Source organism: Methylobacterium sp. Leaf456, assembly GCF_001425465.1.
GTDB lineage: Bacteria > Pseudomonadota > Alphaproteobacteria > Rhizobiales > Beijerinckiaceae > Methylobacterium.
Genome location: NZ_LMQV01000043.1, coordinates 248,722 through 265,702 on the forward strand (window position 1 = coordinate 248,722; position 16,981 = coordinate 265,702).

The 16,981-nt window shown below is 64.6% G+C and carries 15 protein-coding genes and 2 pseudogenes; 6 read left to right on the top strand and 11 right to left on the bottom strand.

The genetic code is table 11. The features are described 5' to 3' along the window. Positions 1-14: 14 nt before the first annotated feature. The gene (locus ASG52_RS26730; RefSeq protein ID WP_082552696.1) at positions 15-347 is read left to right on the top strand and encodes a hypothetical protein; all 333 of its coding nucleotides are present in this window, start codon (positions 15-17) and stop codon (positions 345-347) included. Between the two features lie 49 nt (positions 348-396). On the opposite strand, the pseudogene ASG52_RS28080 reads toward ASG52_RS26730, so the two are convergent. The 4 genes and pseudogenes from ASG52_RS28080 to ASG52_RS22650 form a co-directional block, all read right to left on the bottom strand. Beyond that, a pseudogene (locus ASG52_RS28080) lies at positions 397-696 on the bottom strand (M10 family metallopeptidase C-terminal domain-containing protein); the annotation flags it as partial. A 1-nt stretch (position 697) separates the two neighbouring features. Then, positions 698-2,846, bottom strand: a pseudogene (locus ASG52_RS28715) (beta strand repeat-containing protein); the annotation flags it as partial. A 424-nt stretch (positions 2,847-3,270) separates the two neighbouring features. Beyond that, positions 3,271-3,609, bottom strand: coding sequence for a PP2C family serine/threonine-protein phosphatase (locus tag ASG52_RS22645; RefSeq protein ID WP_156384089.1), 339 nt, complete (start codon positions 3,607-3,609; stop codon positions 3,271-3,273). A gap of 12 nt (positions 3,610-3,621) precedes the next feature. Beyond that, the gene (locus ASG52_RS22650) at positions 3,622-3,924 is read right to left on the bottom strand and encodes a hypothetical protein (protein WP_056248162.1); all 303 of its coding nucleotides are present in this window, start codon (positions 3,922-3,924) and stop codon (positions 3,622-3,624) included. A gap of 339 nt (positions 3,925-4,263) precedes the next feature. Here ASG52_RS22650 and ASG52_RS22655 point away from each other — a divergent pair, with 339 nt between their 5' ends. From ASG52_RS22655 to ASG52_RS22670, 4 genes are read left to right on the top strand one after another with little or no spacing between them, the layout of a single operon-like run. Further along, the gene (locus ASG52_RS22655) at positions 4,264-6,552 is read left to right on the top strand and encodes a TonB-dependent siderophore receptor (protein ID WP_286159145.1); all 2,289 of its coding nucleotides are present in this window, start codon (positions 4,264-4,266) and stop codon (positions 6,550-6,552) included. Positions 6,553-6,563: 11 nt separating this feature from the next. Next, the gene (locus tag ASG52_RS22660) at positions 6,564-6,890 is read left to right on the top strand and encodes a hypothetical protein (protein WP_056248167.1); all 327 of its coding nucleotides are present in this window, start codon (positions 6,564-6,566) and stop codon (positions 6,888-6,890) included. After that, the gene (locus tag ASG52_RS22665) at positions 6,887-8,449 is read left to right on the top strand and encodes a PepSY-associated TM helix domain-containing protein (RefSeq protein ID WP_056248168.1); all 1,563 of its coding nucleotides are present in this window, start codon (positions 6,887-6,889) and stop codon (positions 8,447-8,449) included. The genes ASG52_RS22660 and ASG52_RS22665 overlap by 4 nt, the downstream gene beginning before the upstream one ends. Further along, complete coding sequence (locus ASG52_RS22670) at positions 8,446-8,793, top strand: DUF3325 domain-containing protein (protein ID WP_056248171.1); 348 nt, start codon at positions 8,446-8,448, stop codon at positions 8,791-8,793. The genes ASG52_RS22665 and ASG52_RS22670 overlap by 4 nt, the downstream gene beginning before the upstream one ends. 176 nt (positions 8,794-8,969) lie before the next feature. On the opposite strand, the gene ASG52_RS28525 is transcribed toward ASG52_RS22670, so the two are convergent. From ASG52_RS28525 to ASG52_RS22685, 4 genes are read right to left on the bottom strand one after another with little or no spacing between them, the layout of a single operon-like run. Further along, positions 8,970-9,101, bottom strand: coding sequence for a hypothetical protein (locus tag ASG52_RS28525; RefSeq protein WP_286159146.1), 132 nt, complete (start codon positions 9,099-9,101; stop codon positions 8,970-8,972). A gap of 5 nt (positions 9,102-9,106) precedes the next feature. Then, the gene (locus ASG52_RS22675) at positions 9,107-9,733 is read right to left on the bottom strand and encodes a hypothetical protein (protein ID WP_056248174.1); all 627 of its coding nucleotides are present in this window, start codon (positions 9,731-9,733) and stop codon (positions 9,107-9,109) included. Next, on the bottom strand, positions 9,726-10,352 hold the full coding sequence (locus ASG52_RS22680) for a hypothetical protein (RefSeq protein ID WP_156384090.1): 627 nt from the start codon (positions 10,350-10,352) through the stop codon (positions 9,726-9,728). Before ASG52_RS22680 ends, ASG52_RS22675 begins: the two co-directional genes overlap by 8 nt. Continuing rightward, a complete protein-coding gene (locus ASG52_RS22685) occupies positions 10,339-10,860 on the bottom strand; it encodes a hypothetical protein (RefSeq protein WP_156384091.1) in 522 nt (173 codons plus the stop codon). Before ASG52_RS22685 ends, ASG52_RS22680 begins: the two co-directional genes overlap by 14 nt. A gap of 1,394 nt (positions 10,861-12,254) precedes the next feature. Here ASG52_RS22685 and ASG52_RS22690 point away from each other — a divergent pair. Beyond that, entirely contained in the window at positions 12,255-13,205 is a 951-nt protein-coding gene (locus ASG52_RS22690; RefSeq protein WP_162250022.1) for a site-specific integrase, read from the top strand. 135 nt (positions 13,206-13,340) lie between these two features. Here the strand turns inward: ASG52_RS22690 and ASG52_RS22695 are convergent, their stop codons facing one another. The 3 genes from ASG52_RS22695 to ASG52_RS26735 form a co-directional block, all read right to left on the bottom strand. Next, the gene (locus tag ASG52_RS22695; RefSeq protein ID WP_056248184.1) at positions 13,341-13,808 is read right to left on the bottom strand and encodes a terminase small subunit; all 468 of its coding nucleotides are present in this window, start codon (positions 13,806-13,808) and stop codon (positions 13,341-13,343) included. Between the two features lie 45 nt (positions 13,809-13,853). Beyond that, complete coding sequence (locus tag ASG52_RS22700) at positions 13,854-14,219, bottom strand: hypothetical protein (RefSeq protein WP_056248187.1); 366 nt, start codon at positions 14,217-14,219, stop codon at positions 13,854-13,856. A gap of 333 nt (positions 14,220-14,552) precedes the next feature. Then, a complete protein-coding gene (locus tag ASG52_RS26735) occupies positions 14,553-16,904 on the bottom strand; it encodes an AAA family ATPase (RefSeq protein ID WP_082552699.1) in 2,352 nt (783 codons plus the stop codon). Between the last annotated feature and the right edge of the window lie 77 nt (positions 16,905-16,981).

Sequence of the window (16,981 nt, forward strand, 5' to 3'; positions counted from 1 at the left end):
GGCGGCTGCGCCTGATGGCTGACACGGTCCCATCGTGCCTCGCCCTCTACCCCTACGTCGTCGTCAGGGTCGAATGCGGGATGTGTCCGGCGCGCCAGGGCAGCTATCGCCTCGCGCGGCTCGCGGCAAAGTACGGACCGGAGACGCCCCTATTGGAGGTGCTGGCTCGAATCGCAGCGGATTGCCCGTACCAGCGTGGACCGGCCCGCCCCGGTGACAAGGTGCCGGGCCAGTACGTGGCGCGCTGTCATGCCTTCTTTCCGGACATCATGCGGCCAGCGCCGAACCCGCCCGATCTGCCGCCGTCGCTGATGCGGCCGCGTTTGGTGGTTGGCGGGAAGGGCTGAACGGTCAGCGCGCGAGAGGAGCGTCAGGAGACACCCCTCTCGCGAGGTCTCACGCCACGAGGAAGTCGGCGTGGGTCAGCGCCACCTTCGTGTCGATGATCGCGAACTGCACTGCCGCCTTCGAGCCGCTGCCATCGGCATCGTAGGACAGGGCACCCGTGGTCTTATTGTAGATGATGCGGTCGTCGGCATCGATCTTTGCACCGGCCACGCTCAGATCCTTGAACGCCGAGGCCGCGAGCGTCCCTCCCGAGAGGGCGGTGAAGATGCTCTTCGAGAGCTGGATCGTGTCGTCCGCGGCCGAGAAGTCGGTGATGCGATCGACGTTGCCCGCGCCGAGCGCCGTCGCNGGATGCGGTCGTCGGCATCGATCTTTGCACCGGCCACGCTCAGATCCTTGAACGCCGAGGCCGCGAGCGTCCCTCCCGAGAGGGCGGTGAAGATGCTCTTCGAGAGCTGGATCGTGTCGTCCGCGGCCGAGAAGTCGGTGATGCGATCGACGTTGCCCGCGCCGAGCGCCGTCGAGAACACGAAGGTGTCCTTGCCGGCTAGGCCGCTGAGCGTGTCGCCGCCGGCCATGCCGTTGAGCACGTTAGCGCCGTTGTTGCCCATCAGGTTGTTGGCAATGGAGTTGCCGGTGCCGTTGAGATTGCCCGCTCCGGTGAGCGTGAGTTTTTCCAACTCTGAGCCAGCGAGCGAATAGGAAACGGACGCGATCACGAGATCGGTGCCGGCGGCTCCGTTGGCTTCCACAGCTTTGTCGCTGCCATTGTCGACATGATAGGTGTCGGAGCCGGAGCCGCCGATCATCCTGTCGGCACCACCCATGCCGTTCAGGACGTTGTTGCCGCCGTTGCCGGTGATGACGTTGGCAACGGAGTTCCCGGTGCCGTTGATGTTGGCGGTTCCCGTGAGCGTGAGGTTCTCCAACTCCGATCCGCCGAGCGAGTAGGACACGGAGGCGATCACAAGATCAGTACCGCCGGCGCCATTAGCCTCGACAGCTTTGTCGCCGCCATTGTCGACATAATAAGTGTCCGAGCCGGCTCCGCCGATCATCCTGTCGGCGCCGCCGAGACCATTGAGGATATTGGCTCCGGCATTGCCGGTCAGCACGTTGGCAATGGAATTCCCGGTGCCGTCGATGTTGGCCGTTCCCGTCAGGGTGAGGTTCTCCAGTTCGGACCCACCGAGGGAGAACGAGACAGAAGCAATGACGAGATCGGTGCCGGCGGCGCCGTTGGTCTCGACCGCCCGGTCGCCGATGTTGTCGACGTAGTATGTGTCTGAACCCGCTCCGCCGATCATGGTGTCGACGCCGCTCAGGCCGTTCAGCACGTTGGCACCGCCATTGCCAACAAGCTTGTTGGCGAACTCGTTGCCCGTCAGGTTGAGGCTTTGAGTGCCAGTTGAGGCGGCCAGTTGGAGAACTTCAATCTCCTGTCCGGCGGCGAGCTTGTAGCTAACGAGAGCTGAAACCACGTCCGCTCCCGCACCCTTAGCTTCGAGCACTAGGTCGTCCAAGCGATCGACGACGTAGGTGTCGTTGCCGCGACCACCTTCGAGCCGGTCCGCACCGCCGGCGCCGTCGAGGATGTTGTTACCGGCATCGCCAATCAGCACGTCGGCGTAGCTGCTTCCCTGCAGGCCCTCAACGCGGGCATAAGTGTCACCCTCCGCCGCTCCGGTGTTGCTTCCGGGCGCGGCAAGGCTCGCGCGCACGCCGCTCCACGCCCCGACATAGCTTGCTAAATCGAGGCCCGCCTTACCGTCAAAAGCATCAGCCTTGTCGAAGCTGTACAATACATCGTCGCCGTCGGTGCCGTTGACGGTACGTCCCGTGTGGCCCTTAATCGTGATCGTCAGCTGGGCGTCGGACGTTCCGTAGGCATTACCCCCGGTGTAGGCGAGGCTGTCCGTTAAGCTCTCGCCGTCCTCAAGGGCATCTACGGAGGCATTATTATTGTCGAGGGTGTAGCGGTAAGTGCCGTCCCCCGCTATTGCGAAGGTGCCATAATTTCCTTTGACTATGTCAAACTCATTGTCGGCATAGACCAAGTAGTCGTCAGTGGATTGGAGCGTGGCCGGCCCGCCGCTATCGTTGGCGAGCACGTTGCCCGTCGCTACGACGCCGCTGTCTTCGATGACCGTTGCGGCGTCATCAACAGCGTTGTAGAGCGCAGTCACGCGTGTTGCTTGGATAGTGCTGATGATGCCATTGCTTGAAGAGCCGGTGCCATTGAACGTCGTGCCGTCGTCGCTCGCCGTATAGGGTATTGTGACAGTTCCGAGCGACAGAGAGCGCACCGTTATGGAAATCCCACTTATCTGCCCAGTCTCATTGATTGTTCCGTCATTCATGCCGTAATAGCCGGGAAGATCAATGTTTCCCACATCGTCGATTGAAAAGGTAATCTCATAAGTATCATCAAATTCCGAACAATATGTTCGGACCGTGCCTTTATATACACCGGAATACATCATGACGGCTTGGCCCATTCACCATATACTTAGCAAGAAGGCATTTAAAATGCGCCCAAAATAAGGCAATGATGCATAGGGCAAATTTCAAGCAATATGTCCGAACGGTTATTTCATAATCAAGTGGACTTAAACAACAGCTTGCGAAAAAAAATCTATCAAAGTACGGCGGAGTTATTTTTGAATAGCTACAACTTTCGAGCCAACTTAATACAGCAAGTCACTTCATGCGAACATGCAGAATTCTTTTATCGGCCGAGCAAAAGCACCGCCCGCAGCGGATGCCATCACCGGGCCGATCCAGGCCGATAGCGCGAGTTTTCCGAGTGCAAGCGATTGACCTCGGCCAAACCGTTGTCTTGGTCGTGAGTTGCGCCCGCAGGCCGGTGCGATGTAGCGCGGCAGTCGCCCCGGATATGGCGGGAGCGGCCTCGAAGCGGGTTCAGCGTGCTTGCAGCTCCCCGCCACGCCCCTGCAGCAACGACCGCAGCACCGCTTCGGCCATGGGCGTTTCGGCGCCGCGCTCGACGAGGCGACGAATCCGCTCGACGCTGTTCGGGGCGGATAGGATGTCCGCGAGCGTCGCGTTGTTGCGGCCGAGATAGGCCCGCCGGGTCGCGTCGCCGGCATTCGCTAGGAGCGAGCGCCCGCCCGTGAGCAACGCCGTCAGCGCCTGCTGTGGCAGCGTCTCGCCGCCGACCTCCGCCCGGTACTGCGCATTGAAGTCGGTTGGGCTGCCCTGCGGCTTGCGCGTGCCGGTCGCCCGGAACACGTCGAGCATGTCGCCCACAGCCTACGGCGCTGTCGGGCGCTGCAAGGCCGCCATGACTGCGCGAAGGTCGCGTTCCTGCTGATCCGTGCCGGCGATGTCCTTGGCGAAGTGCGCCCCGCCGCCCTGTGCCTCACCACCCTCCAATTGCGTCATGCTGGCGTCGGCTTGATCCGCGAGGCGTTGGCGGAGGAGCTGTGCGGCCCCGTCACCGTCCTCGCGAGCGAGCCGCGCGACGAGGTCCGCGGCCTCTCCGTCGCCGCCGGCCCGCGGCCGGCGCGGCAGCAGGACGTCACCCGCCGCCTCCGTCGTCTGCGCCCGCGACATCGACCCGATGGCGCCCCGGCGCCGTAGTGCCGGCGAGGGTTGGCCTGGGGTGGCAGCGGCGCGGCTGGACGACGAAGTTCGAGATGCGAACGCCGCGTTAGACGATGCGAGTGGAGGAGCTGCCGACGGGGAGTGCGCAAGACCGGCGCAGCGGACAAGGCGCGGCTGTTTTTAGAATGGATCTAAGGATACCTTTGATTAATTCCATAATACAAAACTTTGCCTATCGAGAAATTCATGTAAGAGATGTCACATCGCCGTGATGCGCCAGCATAAACAAGGCGATTCCGAGCGCTCTGCATTCGCCTATTGGCTGGAACAATGATTCACCATCATCATATGATGTGCAACCAGTGCGCAGACGGGCGCGTGCGGCTCGCACTGTGCCTTTCTCTTCTTTCGACGACCTGCGGCTTCCTGCCAGGGGCCGCCCTGGCACAGAACGCTGTCACCGAGGTGGAGTTGGAGGAACTGAGCGTTGCAGGCCAGGGACGGGGAAAGACGCTTGGTGGGGCGCTCTATGGGGCCGGAGGTGCTGTCGGCCCGGTGCCCGGTTACGTCGCCAGCCGCAGCACGGTAGGCACCAAGACCGACACGCCGATCCTAGAAACCGCGCAGTCAGTCTCGGTGATCGGCCGCAAGCAGATCGAGGATCAGAACGCACTGACCATCAATCAGGCCCTGCGCTACACGCCGAGCGTCACCACCGAGCAGCGCGGCGGCGCCGGCTCGACCCGACTGGAGCAGTTCTCGATCCGCGGCTTCACCGCGCCGCTGTTCCTGGACGGGCTTGCGCTGCCCGGCAGCCGCGACGCCTTCCCGAGCGTCGATCCGTACCGCCTGGAGCGCGTCGACATCATCAAGGGGCCGGCCTCGGTGCTCTATGGGCAGTCGGGCCCCGGCGGCATCGTCAACCTCGTCTCGAAGGTGCCCCGGTTCGTCCGCCACGGCGAGGTGTTCGTGCAGGGCGGCGGCTTCAGCGAGGTGCGCGGCGGCTTCGATGTCGGCGGGCCACTGGGCGACGGCACCGGGGGGCTGACCGACCAGTTCGCCTACCGGGTGGTCGGGCTCGGCTGGAAGGGCGACGGCCCGGCCGTCACCACGGAAGTCGAGCGTTTCTTCATCAATCCGAGCGTGACGTGGCAGCCGGACGCCGACACCTCGCTCACCGTCATCGCCAACTACCAGCGCGATCCGAAATCCGGCTTCTACGGCGGCTTTCCCGCCATCGGCACGGTGTTCCCGCGCAACTTCGGCAACGGCGTGGTCGGCCGCCTGCCGGTCGACTTCTACGACGGCGACCGCGGCGTCGAGCGCTCGGACCGGACGCAGGCCTCGCTCAGCTACCTGTTCGACCACCGCTTCAACGAGAACCTGCGCTTCCACTCCGCCGGGCGCTACCTGCGCTCGGAAGGCGACTATCGCAGCGTCTACGGGGCCTTCAACGAGCGCAACGGCGCGACCGCCAGCGGCCCGCTGCTCGCCCGCGCGGTCACCGCCTCCCAGGTCGGCATCGATGCCTGGACCATCGACAACAACCTCGTGGGCAATTTCGACACCGGCATTTTCGCCCACACCACACTCGTTGGCGTCGATCACCGCACCATCGAGACCCGGACGCTCGGCGCCCCCTTCCCGAACACACTGGACCTCAACGTCCTGGCGCCGAACTACAACATGAACATCCCGGTACCCGGCTTCACGACCGATGCCCGGATCACCGCCGAGCAGACCGGCGTGTACTTTCAGGATCAGGTCAAGTTCGACCGTCTCGTCCTGACGCTCGGAGGGCGCTACGACTTCGCCCGGCAATCCGGCCCAACCCGCACCCTCGCGACCGGCGCGGTCGCGCTGCAGGACGTGCCGGCGGAAGCCTTCACGGGCCGCGCCAGCCTGCTCTACCTGTTCGACAACGGCATCGCGCCGTACGTCTCCTACAGCGAAGCGTTCGAGCCGATCGCCAACGGCCGCATCTTCGATCCGGCCTTCGGGACCACCGGACGCATCCCCGATCCGATTTCAAGCAACCAGTACGAGGCCGGCATCAAGTACCAGCCCCCCGGCACCGACATCCTGTTGACCGCGGCGGCCTTCGACATCCGCCGCTCGAACACGCTCAATACCGATCCGAATAATCCCGGCTTCAGCGTGCAGACCGGCGAGGTCGGCGTGCAGGGCGTCGAGTTCGAGGCGCGGGCGAACCTGTTCGACGGGCTGACGCTGGTCGGCGGCTTCTCGCTCCTCGACATCCGCAACACCAACGACACCAACCGGTCGCTCATCGGCCTTGGGCCGGTCCAGGTGCCGGACTCCACCGCCTCGCTCTTCGTCGATTACCGCTTCACCGAGGGACCGCTGTTCGGCCTCGGGATCGGCGGCGGCGTGAGGTATCTCGGCTCGTCCTGGGGCGACCCGGCCAACACCTTCAAGGTGCCCGAGAGCGTGCTCGTCGACGCGGTGGTCAGCTACGACCTGAAGCATCTCGACCCGACGCTCCAGGGCTTCACCATGCAGCTGAACGCCCAGAACCTCCTCGACGAACGCTACGTCACCGGCTGCTTCAGCTACTCGGGCTGCTATTACGGCCTGCCCCGCACGGTATACGCGACCCTGCGCTATCGCTGGTGAGGGCATCGACCATGGCCACGACGAAGGGAAGCGTCCGCCCGCGACTGGCCGTGGGCGTCGGCATCCTCGGGCGCGTCGTCCTGGCGGCGGGCGGCGGCTACGCCGTCGCCGCGCTTGCGACCGCGCTCCTGTCGGTGACACTGCCGCTGCCGCGCTCGGAGGCCGTGACGGCGGCCACCCTCCTCAGCTTCGCGATCCTCGTGGGCGTAGTCGTGCTCGTCTTCGGGCTGCGCTCGCTCCTGCGCGCCGCCGCGGCGGTTCTGGCCACAATCCTCTTCCTCGGCGCCGGCCTGTGGCTGGCGGCGGGGCCCCTCGTCCTAGTAGGAGGTGCATCGTGAAGGGCGGCTTCCGTCAATCGATGGCGTGGCTCCATACGTGGTCCGGCCTCCTGGTCGGCTGGGTGCTGTTCGCGATCTTCGTCACCGGTACCGCGAGCTACTACCGCGCCAATATCACCGGCTGGATGCAGCCCGAACTGGCCCGCGCCACGCCGGTCGCGCCGACCGACCTGCCCGCGGTGGCCCAGCGCGCCGTCGCCTATCTGGAGACCCACGCCCCGAAGGCGAAGACGTGGTTCATCGGCCTGCCGCAAGCTGACCGACCCCTGCTCGACCTGTTCTGGCGCACCCGCCCCGGCGAGCCGCCGGGCCACGTGCTGCTCGATCCGTACACTGGCGCCGAGGCCGCCGTGCGCGGGACGAGGGGCGGCGACTTCCTCTACCGCTTCCATTTCGAGCTGCACATGCCGCCGCTCTGGGGGCGCTGGGTCGTCGGCCTCTGCGGGATGATCATGCTGGTGGCGCTGATCTCCGGCATCGTCACCCACAAGCGAATTTTCGCCGACTTCTTCACCTTCCGCCGGGACAAGGCCCCTCGACGCAGCTTCCTCGACGCGCACAACGTCACCGGCGTGCTGGCGCTGCCGTTCCACCTGATGATCACCTATACCGGCATCGTCACCCTGGCGCTGATGTACATGCCCTGGGGCGTGACCGCGGCGTACAAGGGCGATGCCCAAGCCTTCTTTGCCGAATCCGGCCAGATCACCGCGCCGCGCCTGCCCGCCGGCCAGTCCGCTGCTTTGGCCCCGGTCGGGCCGATGGTCGAGCGGGCGCTCGCCACCGTGCCGGAAACGTTGGAGCGGCTCACGATCGTCAACCAAGGCGACGCCCACGCTACCGTCGTTGCGGTGTTCGAGGAGCCGCACGGCCTCTCGCACGAGCATCCGCAGGTCGCCTTCGACGGCGTGACCGGCGCGGTGCTGGAGGTGCGCAGCGGCGGCCTCGAGCCTGCGGCCAAGACCTTCACCACCATGGTTGGCCTACACGAGGCGCATTTCGCCGGGCCGGCGCTCCGGCTGCTGTTCTTCTTCTGCGGCGTGATGGGCTCCGCCATGGTGGCGACCGGCCTCGTGCTGTGGTCGCTCGCCCGGCTGCCGAAGCCGGAGGCGCGGCCGTCCCTCGGTCTGCGGCTGGTCCAGGCCCTCAACATCGGCAGCATCGCCGGCCTGCCCGCGGGGATCGCCGTATACTTCCTCGCCAACCGCCTGCTGCCGCCCGACCTCGCTGACCGCTCGGCCTGGGAGATTCGCGCTTTCTTCGCCGCCTGGATCGCCGCCGCGCTGATCCCGCTCGCCCGACCGCACCGCCGCGCCTGGAGCGAGATGCTGATGCTGGTCGCAGGCCTGTGCCTCGCCGTCGTCCTGGCCGACGTCGCCACGGTCGAGGGCCATCCCCTACGTCGGCTCGGGGACGGCGCGGCGTTGTTCCTGTGGTTCGACGGAGCGATGCTCGCGCTCGCCGTCCTGTTCGCCGTCGCGGCCAGCAAGGTCGCACGCCACCGGACACCCGCGCGTCGGCGCGCGCCGATCTTCTCGGCGGAGCGGGCGCGCGCATGACGCCCGCGATCCTCGCGCTCAATCTAGGCCTGAGTTTCGCCGCGCTCTCGGCGCTCTGCCTCAGCCTGAACCGCCACCATGCGGAGAGCTTCGGGGCGAAGCCGAGTGGGCGGCGGGTCGTGCTGCTGCGCGTCCTCGGCTGGATCGGTATCGGCCTGTGCCTGATCGTGGCCGGGGAGGCTGAGGGCTGGGGCTTCGGCCCCGTACAGTGGATCGGCGCGATGACCGGCGCGGGCGTCGGGCTCGTTCTGCTCCTGTCCTACCGCCCCCGCCTCGTCGCTACGGCCGGAGCCGCTGCCCTCGGTCTCGCGATGACGGTAGGCGCGCTCCTACACTTCGCTTGACTGGCGTTTCAGCTTGTGGCGCTCAACCAGCCCGACCGAAGTCCGGCGCTGGTGAGAATTCGATCGGTCAGTTCTTCGACCTTCCACGTCGCGGTCGCTTCAAGTGTGTGTGGTTGATCGCAGCGAGGTGACGTTCGGTGGCGGAAGGTGCAAGCCGCCTGCTATTGGGCTTTGGCTTAGATTCCACTGGCCAGGTCGACCGAGATCTCGTGAATGTCGTTGCTGGCAAATACGGTCCGCGTCGTGCGGAACGCCGTCACGGCCACATCGTAGGCGTCGGCCACAGGGGGCGTCATGTCGGAAGTCATGCCAGTCACGCCGTGTTCTTGACTGCGCCGCGGCCGGGCGAGGCGCCGAACAGGCCGGTGTTGTAGGGCGCCTTGTAGGCCCCGCCGGACATCGCGGCGGCGCGTTCGTTGGCGGCCTGCGTGGCGAAAGCCGTTCCAAACGCGCCAAACATGTCGCCGATCGCACTGTACCCCTGCGGCTGCGCCAGCGCCGCCGAGCGCGCGACCGCAGAGTTCGCAGCCTGCGTCGCGTCGCCCGTGGCGTTGAGCGAGGCGATCAGGTTGCCGCGCGCGTCCTCGACGTTCGAGCGCGCCTGATTGGCGTAGTTCTGGCCCTGGTCGGAGATCGTGAGCTTGTTCTGGTCATAGGTCTTCTGCAGCCGGGCCCGCTGTTCCGCGGCGGCCGACGAGTAGGTGTTGCCGTCCCGCGCCAGGGCGAACGTGAGCTGCTTCTGGGCCTCGCCATACTGATCGTCGAGCTGCGGCAGCGCGAAGCCGAGATAGTTCGACCGCTGCTTTTCGAAATACGGGTCGTCGAACTGGCCGAAGGTCTTGTTGATGTCGGTCGTGCCCTGACGAATCCGGGCCTGCCGCGCCTGCTCGTCGGCGGCTGCCTGATCGGCGGCCTTGCTCGATGCGCCCTTCTTAGCCACGGCCTGCGGTCCCTTCGGTTGCGCGATGATCGGATGCCGCGCCAGCTGCCTCTGCAGCCAGGATGCGGCGCAGTTCGGCCTCGGCGCACAGGCTGTCGAGTTCGTTGCCGACGAAGCGGATGACGAGTTCCGCGCCTCCGCCGGTAGCCTCCACCCGAGCGTTCGAGCCGGGCGGCTGCGCCCATCGATTCAGAAGCCCGAGAGCTGCGACGCAGGCGTGGCGCACGCGATCGTCGAAGAGGCCAGCGGGAAAGTGCTTGCGCGCCCGGTCCTCGGCGAGAAACAGCGCCCGGACGAGCCGACTGCGCAGCGGGCGGGTGATCTGGCCGGCGACGTGACCGCGCTCCACGGCACGGAAGGCTCGCGACATGGCGCCGGCAATGCCCTCGACGTCCTCCGCCGCGGCGGCGGTCGTGAAATGCTTCAAGGCCTCCGTGGCGATCGGCGGATCGATGCGCCCTTCGTGCGGCGTCGACCCCGGAGCGGGCCACGGAACGACGTTGTCGCGGCGCTCCCCCGGCAGCCGGGTCAACGCCGCGAGGCGCTTGGCCTCTTCGAGGCGCTGCGCTTCGGTCAGGGGCGTAGTGCGCACCGGAGTGTCGGTCTCACGATACGGCATGGGGGCCCGGTCGCTTTGCGAAGGGGATGATGACGCAACCGCCGTCATCGCTGCGCTGAGCGAGCGCGGCGGCCCGCTGTGCGTCGAGCAGGCGAAGGCGCTCCGCCGCGTGCGCCTTCCGCATGGCCTTCAGATCGTCGTTGAACTGGCGGGCGCAGGCGTGGGGGTCGAAAGAGCGACCCGAGGAGAGTGCGGTGCGCTGGCCCGGCGGCGTCTGCCACCGGGTGAGCAGCTGCTGGAGCGCGGCGAAGGACGCCTCGACCATCCCGCGATCGTAGCCGACCGGCATGAGCTTGGCGGCCTTCCTTCCGACGTACCGGAACAGAGGCGACAGTTCGCGATAGCGCGCCTTGTCGAGGGTGCTGCAGTCGAGGCCGCAGCGAACACTCGCGACCGCCAGCTCCAATGCAAACACGAAGTCAGCTGTCGTCTCGCGGCATCGGGCCTGCTCGGCATATTGCAGAGCTAACAGCGCGTGGTCGTCGAAGGGTGAGGGGCTCGTGCCCATGCTTACCGCGATGTCGTCAGAGGCAGGTAAGTCTACAACTCGGAGGCCTGCCAATCAATGCCTGGATTGAGCTGGAGTTCTTGGGATCGGCTGGCGCATGGCGCCGCAGATGCTGTTGGCACTGTCACAGGACGTTGTCGTTACGGACAAAATGTCCAATTCGATTTTCGAGCCGAATTTTTGTACGGGCGGCCGGCGCCGTCTCCGCTGGACGAATCGAGGTGTACCCCGGGGGGTCGGCCCCGCCTCCCACCGGCCGGGAGCCGTTCCGCCTGCCCGAGCGCCCCGGCGGCTGGCCTCTCGCGCGCCCCGCAGCTCGGGCTCGGCGACTGGCCCCGAGCAGGCCGGGAGCTGTCCCTTCGTGCGCCCCGCGGCACGCCGATAGTTTCAAGTGGACTAGCGGGCATCGTTAGCGAACAAGCGCTTAGGTCGGCCCTGTCTTGGCATTGCGCGAGTATTTGAGCGCAAAACGAAATTTTCTGATAAAATTCGCACTCGCCCGAATTTCATCTTGACCGATGGACATCTTGTCCGGTACCGTTTGGATGGTTCTGAGAAACCTGTTGTTCACGCCGTTCCTACAGCGTCCGGTTAGGCTGTAGATCACATCTGGTCCGGGGTCTTCACGTGCATGTCCAAGGCGTAAGCCTAAAGACGTGATGGGTCGTCGTGAGCGGTTTTTTCAGCCCCGGACTTAACTAGCCGCTTGAAAAACGGCTCAACGAAAGCTCACGACAATGGCCGAAGTCATACCCTTCCTCCGCAATCAAATTTACGTCATGCCTGATCTTGCCTCGCCATCGGATCGAGCGAAGCGCTCTAATTTCGGTACAATCGGCATAACGTTGTCATCCGATAAGAAGGGCAAGATGAAGTTTCAAATGTACGCATTTGATCTTACTGGCAAAGAAGCCCTAGAGTTTTCGCTATTATGGGCGAAATTACGCGATTTAGATTGAAGCATATTTTCAAGCAGTTATTACGAGGGCGCTCGCTTGACGGGCGCCTTCGGCGTTTTGGACAGTCCTCTTTGTCCTCTTTGATGAATAGATGCTTGATTTGACTCATGCATTTAAGTGTGCTTGCTTTCACAATCCGTCAAGCAGACCGAAATCGTGAATTCTATTCTGCCATCAAGCACGGGCGCCAAGGAGAAGCGACGCGGGTGGGCCGGTGGCCTTCATCCTTAGCCGCCCGCCGCCAGTGCGGGAGCGCGATTTCAATGCCTTTCCAGAGGTTGAGAAATGCCAGCACCATCCCTCAGGCAGCACGAGAACGGGACGTGGTACATCCACTGGACCGAAGGGCGTCGTTCGAAGCGCATCACCACGCGCAAAAAGGATTTGGCCGCTGCGAGGGACGTCCTACGCGCGTGGCTCCTCAACGGACGGTCTATGGCGGCGCCCCCGGCGGTGGACGCGAAGGCGAACTTCGCGACGGTGTGGAGCACCTACGTCGCTCGATTAGAGGGCCGCAAACTGCCGTCGGCGATCCGGGTCCGTTCGGTCGGGCCTTACCTGCTCAAAGCCTTCGGCGCGCTCCCGCCCGGCAGCATTCGGCAGGCGGAGGTCGATAAGTATGAGCGCGACCGCGCCGCCGGGCGGATCGGGCGCCCCGCAAAGCCGGGTACAATCTGGCTCGAGCTGAACAAGCTCGTCACCGCTTGCAACTACGCGGTCAGGCAACAGCTGATATCAGCCGCGGACAAGCCGCGCTTCGAAATGGTCGAGCAGCCGGAGGCGCGGGACCGCTGGATGCGCCGAGAGGAGGCACAGCGGCTGTTCGCGACGGCGGAGCGGGAGCGCGACGGTGCGCGGCTCTCCCGCGTCGAGCGCTTCCTGCACATCGCCCTGGAAACGGCCGCGCGCCGCCGCGTGATCGAGACGCTGACCTGGACGCAGGTCGACATGGAAATCGGAGTCATCCACTTTCACCGGACCGGCGATCGCCGCACCAAGAAGCGTCGCCCGAGCGTCCCGATTAGCCGGGCGCTCCGAGCTGTGCTGAACCGGGCCTTTGCCGAACGGCAGGGCAATCTCGTGCTCGATCACGACCGACCGATCAGCCTTCCGTTCGAAAGGATCGCCCGGCTGGCGGGCCTTACGGACGTGACACCACATGTGCTGCGACACACCGCGGCAACGTGGATGGCCCGTCACGGCGTGCCCTTGTGGCAGATCGCCGGGGTTCTCGGAAACTCTGTCTCCTTGGTCGAAAAAGTCTATGCCAAGCACTGCCGCGAGGGTCTTGCCGAAGCAGTAGAGACGATCAGCGCCGGGGCACGCTCAAAAACGATTGCAAAAAATAGCCCCACGCGCGCCAAGGCTGGGACGACTTTCCACTAGGCGCACATCAATCTGCAGATTCGAGTGCGGCCGTCCAATCACCTGCGGAAAACAGCCGAGAGGAACGCGCCAATGCTGAGCGAGTGCGGCACGTTCCCTTGGGGTTTGGCGTGCCGAGTGTGGGGAAGCTCGAATCTAGTCGAAAAACCCTCCCCCCTCCGTTGGGGAGGGGGCCGGCTCGTGCTCGATCGTGTTGCGCTCCAGCTCATCCAGCCACGCTTGCGCCTTGAGCGCCTTGGCGTGCAGCTCGGCGGCGGACAGCATGTGCAGCGGTCGACTGTCGTCGTCCGTTTTGCTGCCGACGCCGGACAGCTTGACCAGCTCGCGCGCCGCCATGGCGCGCGCCGGCCCGGTGAACTTCTCGCCCTCCGCGATCTCGATCAGCACTCGAACGCCCACCTCGGCGCCGCGCGTCCGGAGGATGTGTTGCACCTCCGCCTGGACGCGCGCCACCACTTCCGGGCGGCGCATCAGGTCGCCGCCGCGGGATGATGGCTGCGTATAGCCGGCGAGCCGGGCGGCCTCCGTCGGGTTGTTGATGCGCGTCATGGCGTGAACGAACTGCGTTTCCTGGCGCGTCAGCGCGCCGGATTTCAGGGGCATCGTGGCATTCCACTATTCATTCCAGTGCCAACAAAATAGCACTAGCTATAAATCTTGCAATCTGGATTGCAGCGCCATGAGCAGCTCCTGCTCGCGCTCCGCCGCTCTCATGTCGTCGGCTTCGCCAAGCGTGATCATCAGCGCAGCCGTGAAGCACGACCAGACGAGCAGCACAGCGGCCACGCAAAGCCCGGTGACCAGGAACGCCCGATCCTCCCAGAAGGCGCTGGCGAAGCGACCCAGGCCGTCCAGGGAGACCAGCAGAGCCCATGTCTCCCCCTTCCTCCACACGTCAAGGTCCGCGGGGTGGAGGATGAAGTTTCGGATCATGTAGGCCGCGACCGTAAAAAAGGCCCAGCCGACGAAGACCCGCACCAGCGCGCCCGCAAAGAACAAAAATATCCGACCCACGATCTTCTCCTAATTTTGGATCGCACCCAAGACCGAGGAGGGAAGGCCGGCGCGGCCCGGAAGCCGCAAAGCCGGCCTTCCCCGTAGGGGTGGCACTTTGCGGGACCTTGCGGTGGTACATTGCGGGACTTTGCGGCAGGGTGTCGCCAGAGGACAAAAACCCATTCACACAATGGCTTAAGCTGTAAGCGCGATGTCGAACTGTTGGCATTCTGCGGGCACTTTGCAGGACTTTGCGGAAATCCTCCAGCAAAACACCTTGCGGTGAATGATATCAATGACTTAGCAGGAGGCTTTGCGGGACATTGCAGTTTGAGGAGGGGACATTGCGGGTCATGTTGCGCCAGCCTCTGCTGCCTCGCGTCCAAAAAGGGCTTCGGAGGACAATCTGTCCCTATTCACGCGGAGGCCGTACACCGGCCGAGAACTCGCATCTTTGCCGACCTCGACGCGATCGAGGGAGCCCGCACGCTCCAGTCGCGCGATCGCTTCGGCAAGCTCTGATGTGGAAAATGCTCCCAGGCCGCCAGGGTCGAGTTCTCTGAGAATTTTCGGCGCATAGTACGGGCTGTTGCCTGCCGTCGAGAGCCGCTCGCGGGGGTGCGAGGCGAGCGCGAGCACGAGCGCATCGAGCGCTGCGTCTTCTGTCGTAGGAACTGATATGCGCTCGCCCTCGACTTCCGGCAGCGCCGAGATGAAGAGCGGTTCGAAGGCGCCTCGAACCCAGCGCAATTTGATGCGGGAGCCCCGCGGCCCGTAGTTGAGCTTCATATTCTCGAGCTCACGGAGGTCGCTGGGAATTCGCGCAGCAGATTTGCTGCCTTTGGCTGCCTCAGGGTAGCGAAGGTAAAGGCGCGACCGGCAGGCATTATTCCAGGCGAGCGAACCCGACGTGCCCTCGCCCGAAGCCTTTCCGCTCATCGAGGGGTGACCCAGCGCTATGACGGTGCCGCCGATCTCGTGCGCCAATCGCCAAAGGCAGCTTTTCACGAACGCGCTGACCTGGGCTCGGTCGATCTCGGAGCCCGCGAAAATGTCGGCGAGCGTGTCGACGATCACCACGGTCGCGCCGAAAGCCAGCGCTTGGTCCCGCAGCCAATGCCAGGTTTCGGTCAACCGCATGACGCCGGTGGACCGATCCCAGACGGCAAGCAGATTGTCGGCACCCTTGCGCGCGCAGAAGCGGAGGTCACCGAGCGCTGAGAAGTCCACTCCGAGCTGTCGATTGATGTCGTGCTGCCGACGCTGCAACTCGGGAGCATCGTCCTCGCAGAAAAAACACACGACGCGGGCCTTCCGAACCTCCATGCCGAGCCAGGGCGTACCAGTCGCAGCGCACGTAGCGTACTGCTGCGCGACGAGCGTTTTGCCGACGCCGCCATCGCCGTAGAGAAGCGTCACCTCGCCGTGCGGGATGAGGTTCGCTACTTCCCAGAGCCGCGGCGGGCTAGGCCGACCTGCCCACAGACGAGGATCGATCAGCCCCACGGAAGTGGGATTTGGGGACTCCTGCCGTCGCTCAAAGTGGCTCGTGTCGACATCACCCTCGATCGGCGAGAAGTAGGTTGCAGGATCGGCCCACTTCCTTGCAGGCAGCGCGATCCGCACCCACTCTCGAGCTAGTGTACGTTCGGTTAGCTCGCCGTGTGACGGCTCGCCGGGGTTCCAAATTCCGCAGATGCTGGCGTAATCCTGGACCGTGAAGTCGCCGAGCCTTCCGACTGCCGCAGCCAATGCAGCGCGCCAGCCCGAGGCGGATGCGTCCCGAGGCGCTACCTCAGGGTCGCCTTTCAGCAGTGCCGCAAAACGAGGATCTCGGTCGGTGGCGGCCTGCAGCTTAGCAAGTAGCGGCGGCGGCAACTCTCGAGTGCTGCTGCGGCTTTGAGCTTCGTTGAGGTCGATCTCGTCTATTGCCGCCGCTATGGCGGCATCGGCTTCAGCACGCTCCGGCTGGTAGATGGGTCGATATCGTGCGCTGATCTCCTCAGGCGAATAGGTGACGTCGCGCCGATGAGTGAGGCGTACTGGCCCTCCCGTCCGGCCCTTGGCAAGCTTGTCCGGCGAAGGATGGTTGATGGTGCCGGGCAGGCGCATGATCCGGTCGATGTTCTGAACGGTGTCGCCGCCGTGAGCATGCGCGACGGCACGGCCCTGGGCTTCTGCCCAACCGGCGTGCTCGTTGACCGGGAGTTTTTCCCGCAGCTTCCAGATCCACTGCTGGCCGTTCCCGCTGTCCAGAGCAAAGCTCGCCGGTAAAGGTCCGGCATCGATTTCGGCCGCCAACGCGCTCAGAGCTGCTCGCGCCGGACCGCGGTCGCCCTCCGGGTCTTTGTCGGCAAAGATGGCTCGAATCGCCCTGATATTGCGTTTGCCGAGTTTACCGTCAGGAGCACCTGCTGCCGGCTCGTTCACGCTGTAATATTGATTCCACTCTTCATGAGCCTCAACCCAAGCGCCGATCTCGTCGAAAGAGCCGGGCGCAAACGTGCGGCCCTCCACAACGCCAGTGCGCGGGTGCATCGAGACCAAATTGTGCCAGCCACTGTCATCCAGGGCCTTCAAATAAGTGACGCTTTGATGCTCGGCCGCAGGCATATCCTGGCAATCGAAGAAATCGACTGCCATTTTCGTGTCGAAATTGGGTTGCGGCTTGGGCGCGTTGCCCTCTATCTTCGTGCTCAGCATGTGGCGACTTTCGCTTTGCGCCCTGCCCAGGCGCGAGGCATTTGAGGACGACACGAAACGGCGGCCCTGCAGCACGG

Coding starts and splice junctions, on each gene's coding strand:
- ASG52_RS26730 (WP_082552696.1), top strand. CDS start 15: ATGGCTGACACGGTCCCATCGTGCCTCGCCCTCTACCCCTACGTCGTC.
- ASG52_RS22645 (WP_156384089.1), bottom strand. CDS start 3,609: ATGCTCGACGTGTTCCGGGCGACCGGCACGCGCAAGCCGCAGGGCAGC.
- ASG52_RS22650 (WP_056248162.1), bottom strand. CDS start 3,924: ATGTCGCGGGCGCAGACGACGGAGGCGGCGGGTGACGTCCTGCTGCCG.
- ASG52_RS22655 (WP_286159145.1), top strand. CDS start 4,264: ATGATGTGCAACCAGTGCGCAGACGGGCGCGTGCGGCTCGCACTGTGC.
- ASG52_RS22660 (WP_056248167.1), top strand. CDS start 6,564: ATGGCCACGACGAAGGGAAGCGTCCGCCCGCGACTGGCCGTGGGCGTC.
- ASG52_RS22670 (WP_056248171.1), top strand. CDS start 8,446: ATGACGCCCGCGATCCTCGCGCTCAATCTAGGCCTGAGTTTCGCCGCG.
- ASG52_RS28525 (WP_286159146.1), bottom strand. CDS start 9,101: ATGACTTCCGACATGACGCCCCCTGTGGCCGACGCCTACGATGTGGCC.
- ASG52_RS22680 (WP_156384090.1), bottom strand. CDS start 10,352: ATGCCGTATCGTGAGACCGACACTCCGGTGCGCACTACGCCCCTGACC.
- ASG52_RS22685 (WP_156384091.1), bottom strand. CDS start 10,860: ATGGGCACGAGCCCCTCACCCTTCGACGACCACGCGCTGTTAGCTCTG.
- ASG52_RS22690 (WP_162250022.1), top strand. CDS start 12,255: ATGGCGGCGCCCCCGGCGGTGGACGCGAAGGCGAACTTCGCGACGGTG.
- ASG52_RS22695 (WP_056248184.1), bottom strand. CDS start 13,808: ATGCCCCTGAAATCCGGCGCGCTGACGCGCCAGGAAACGCAGTTCGTT.
- ASG52_RS26735 (WP_082552699.1), bottom strand. CDS start 16,904: ATGCTGAGCACGAAGATAGAGGGCAACGCGCCCAAGCCGCAACCCAAT.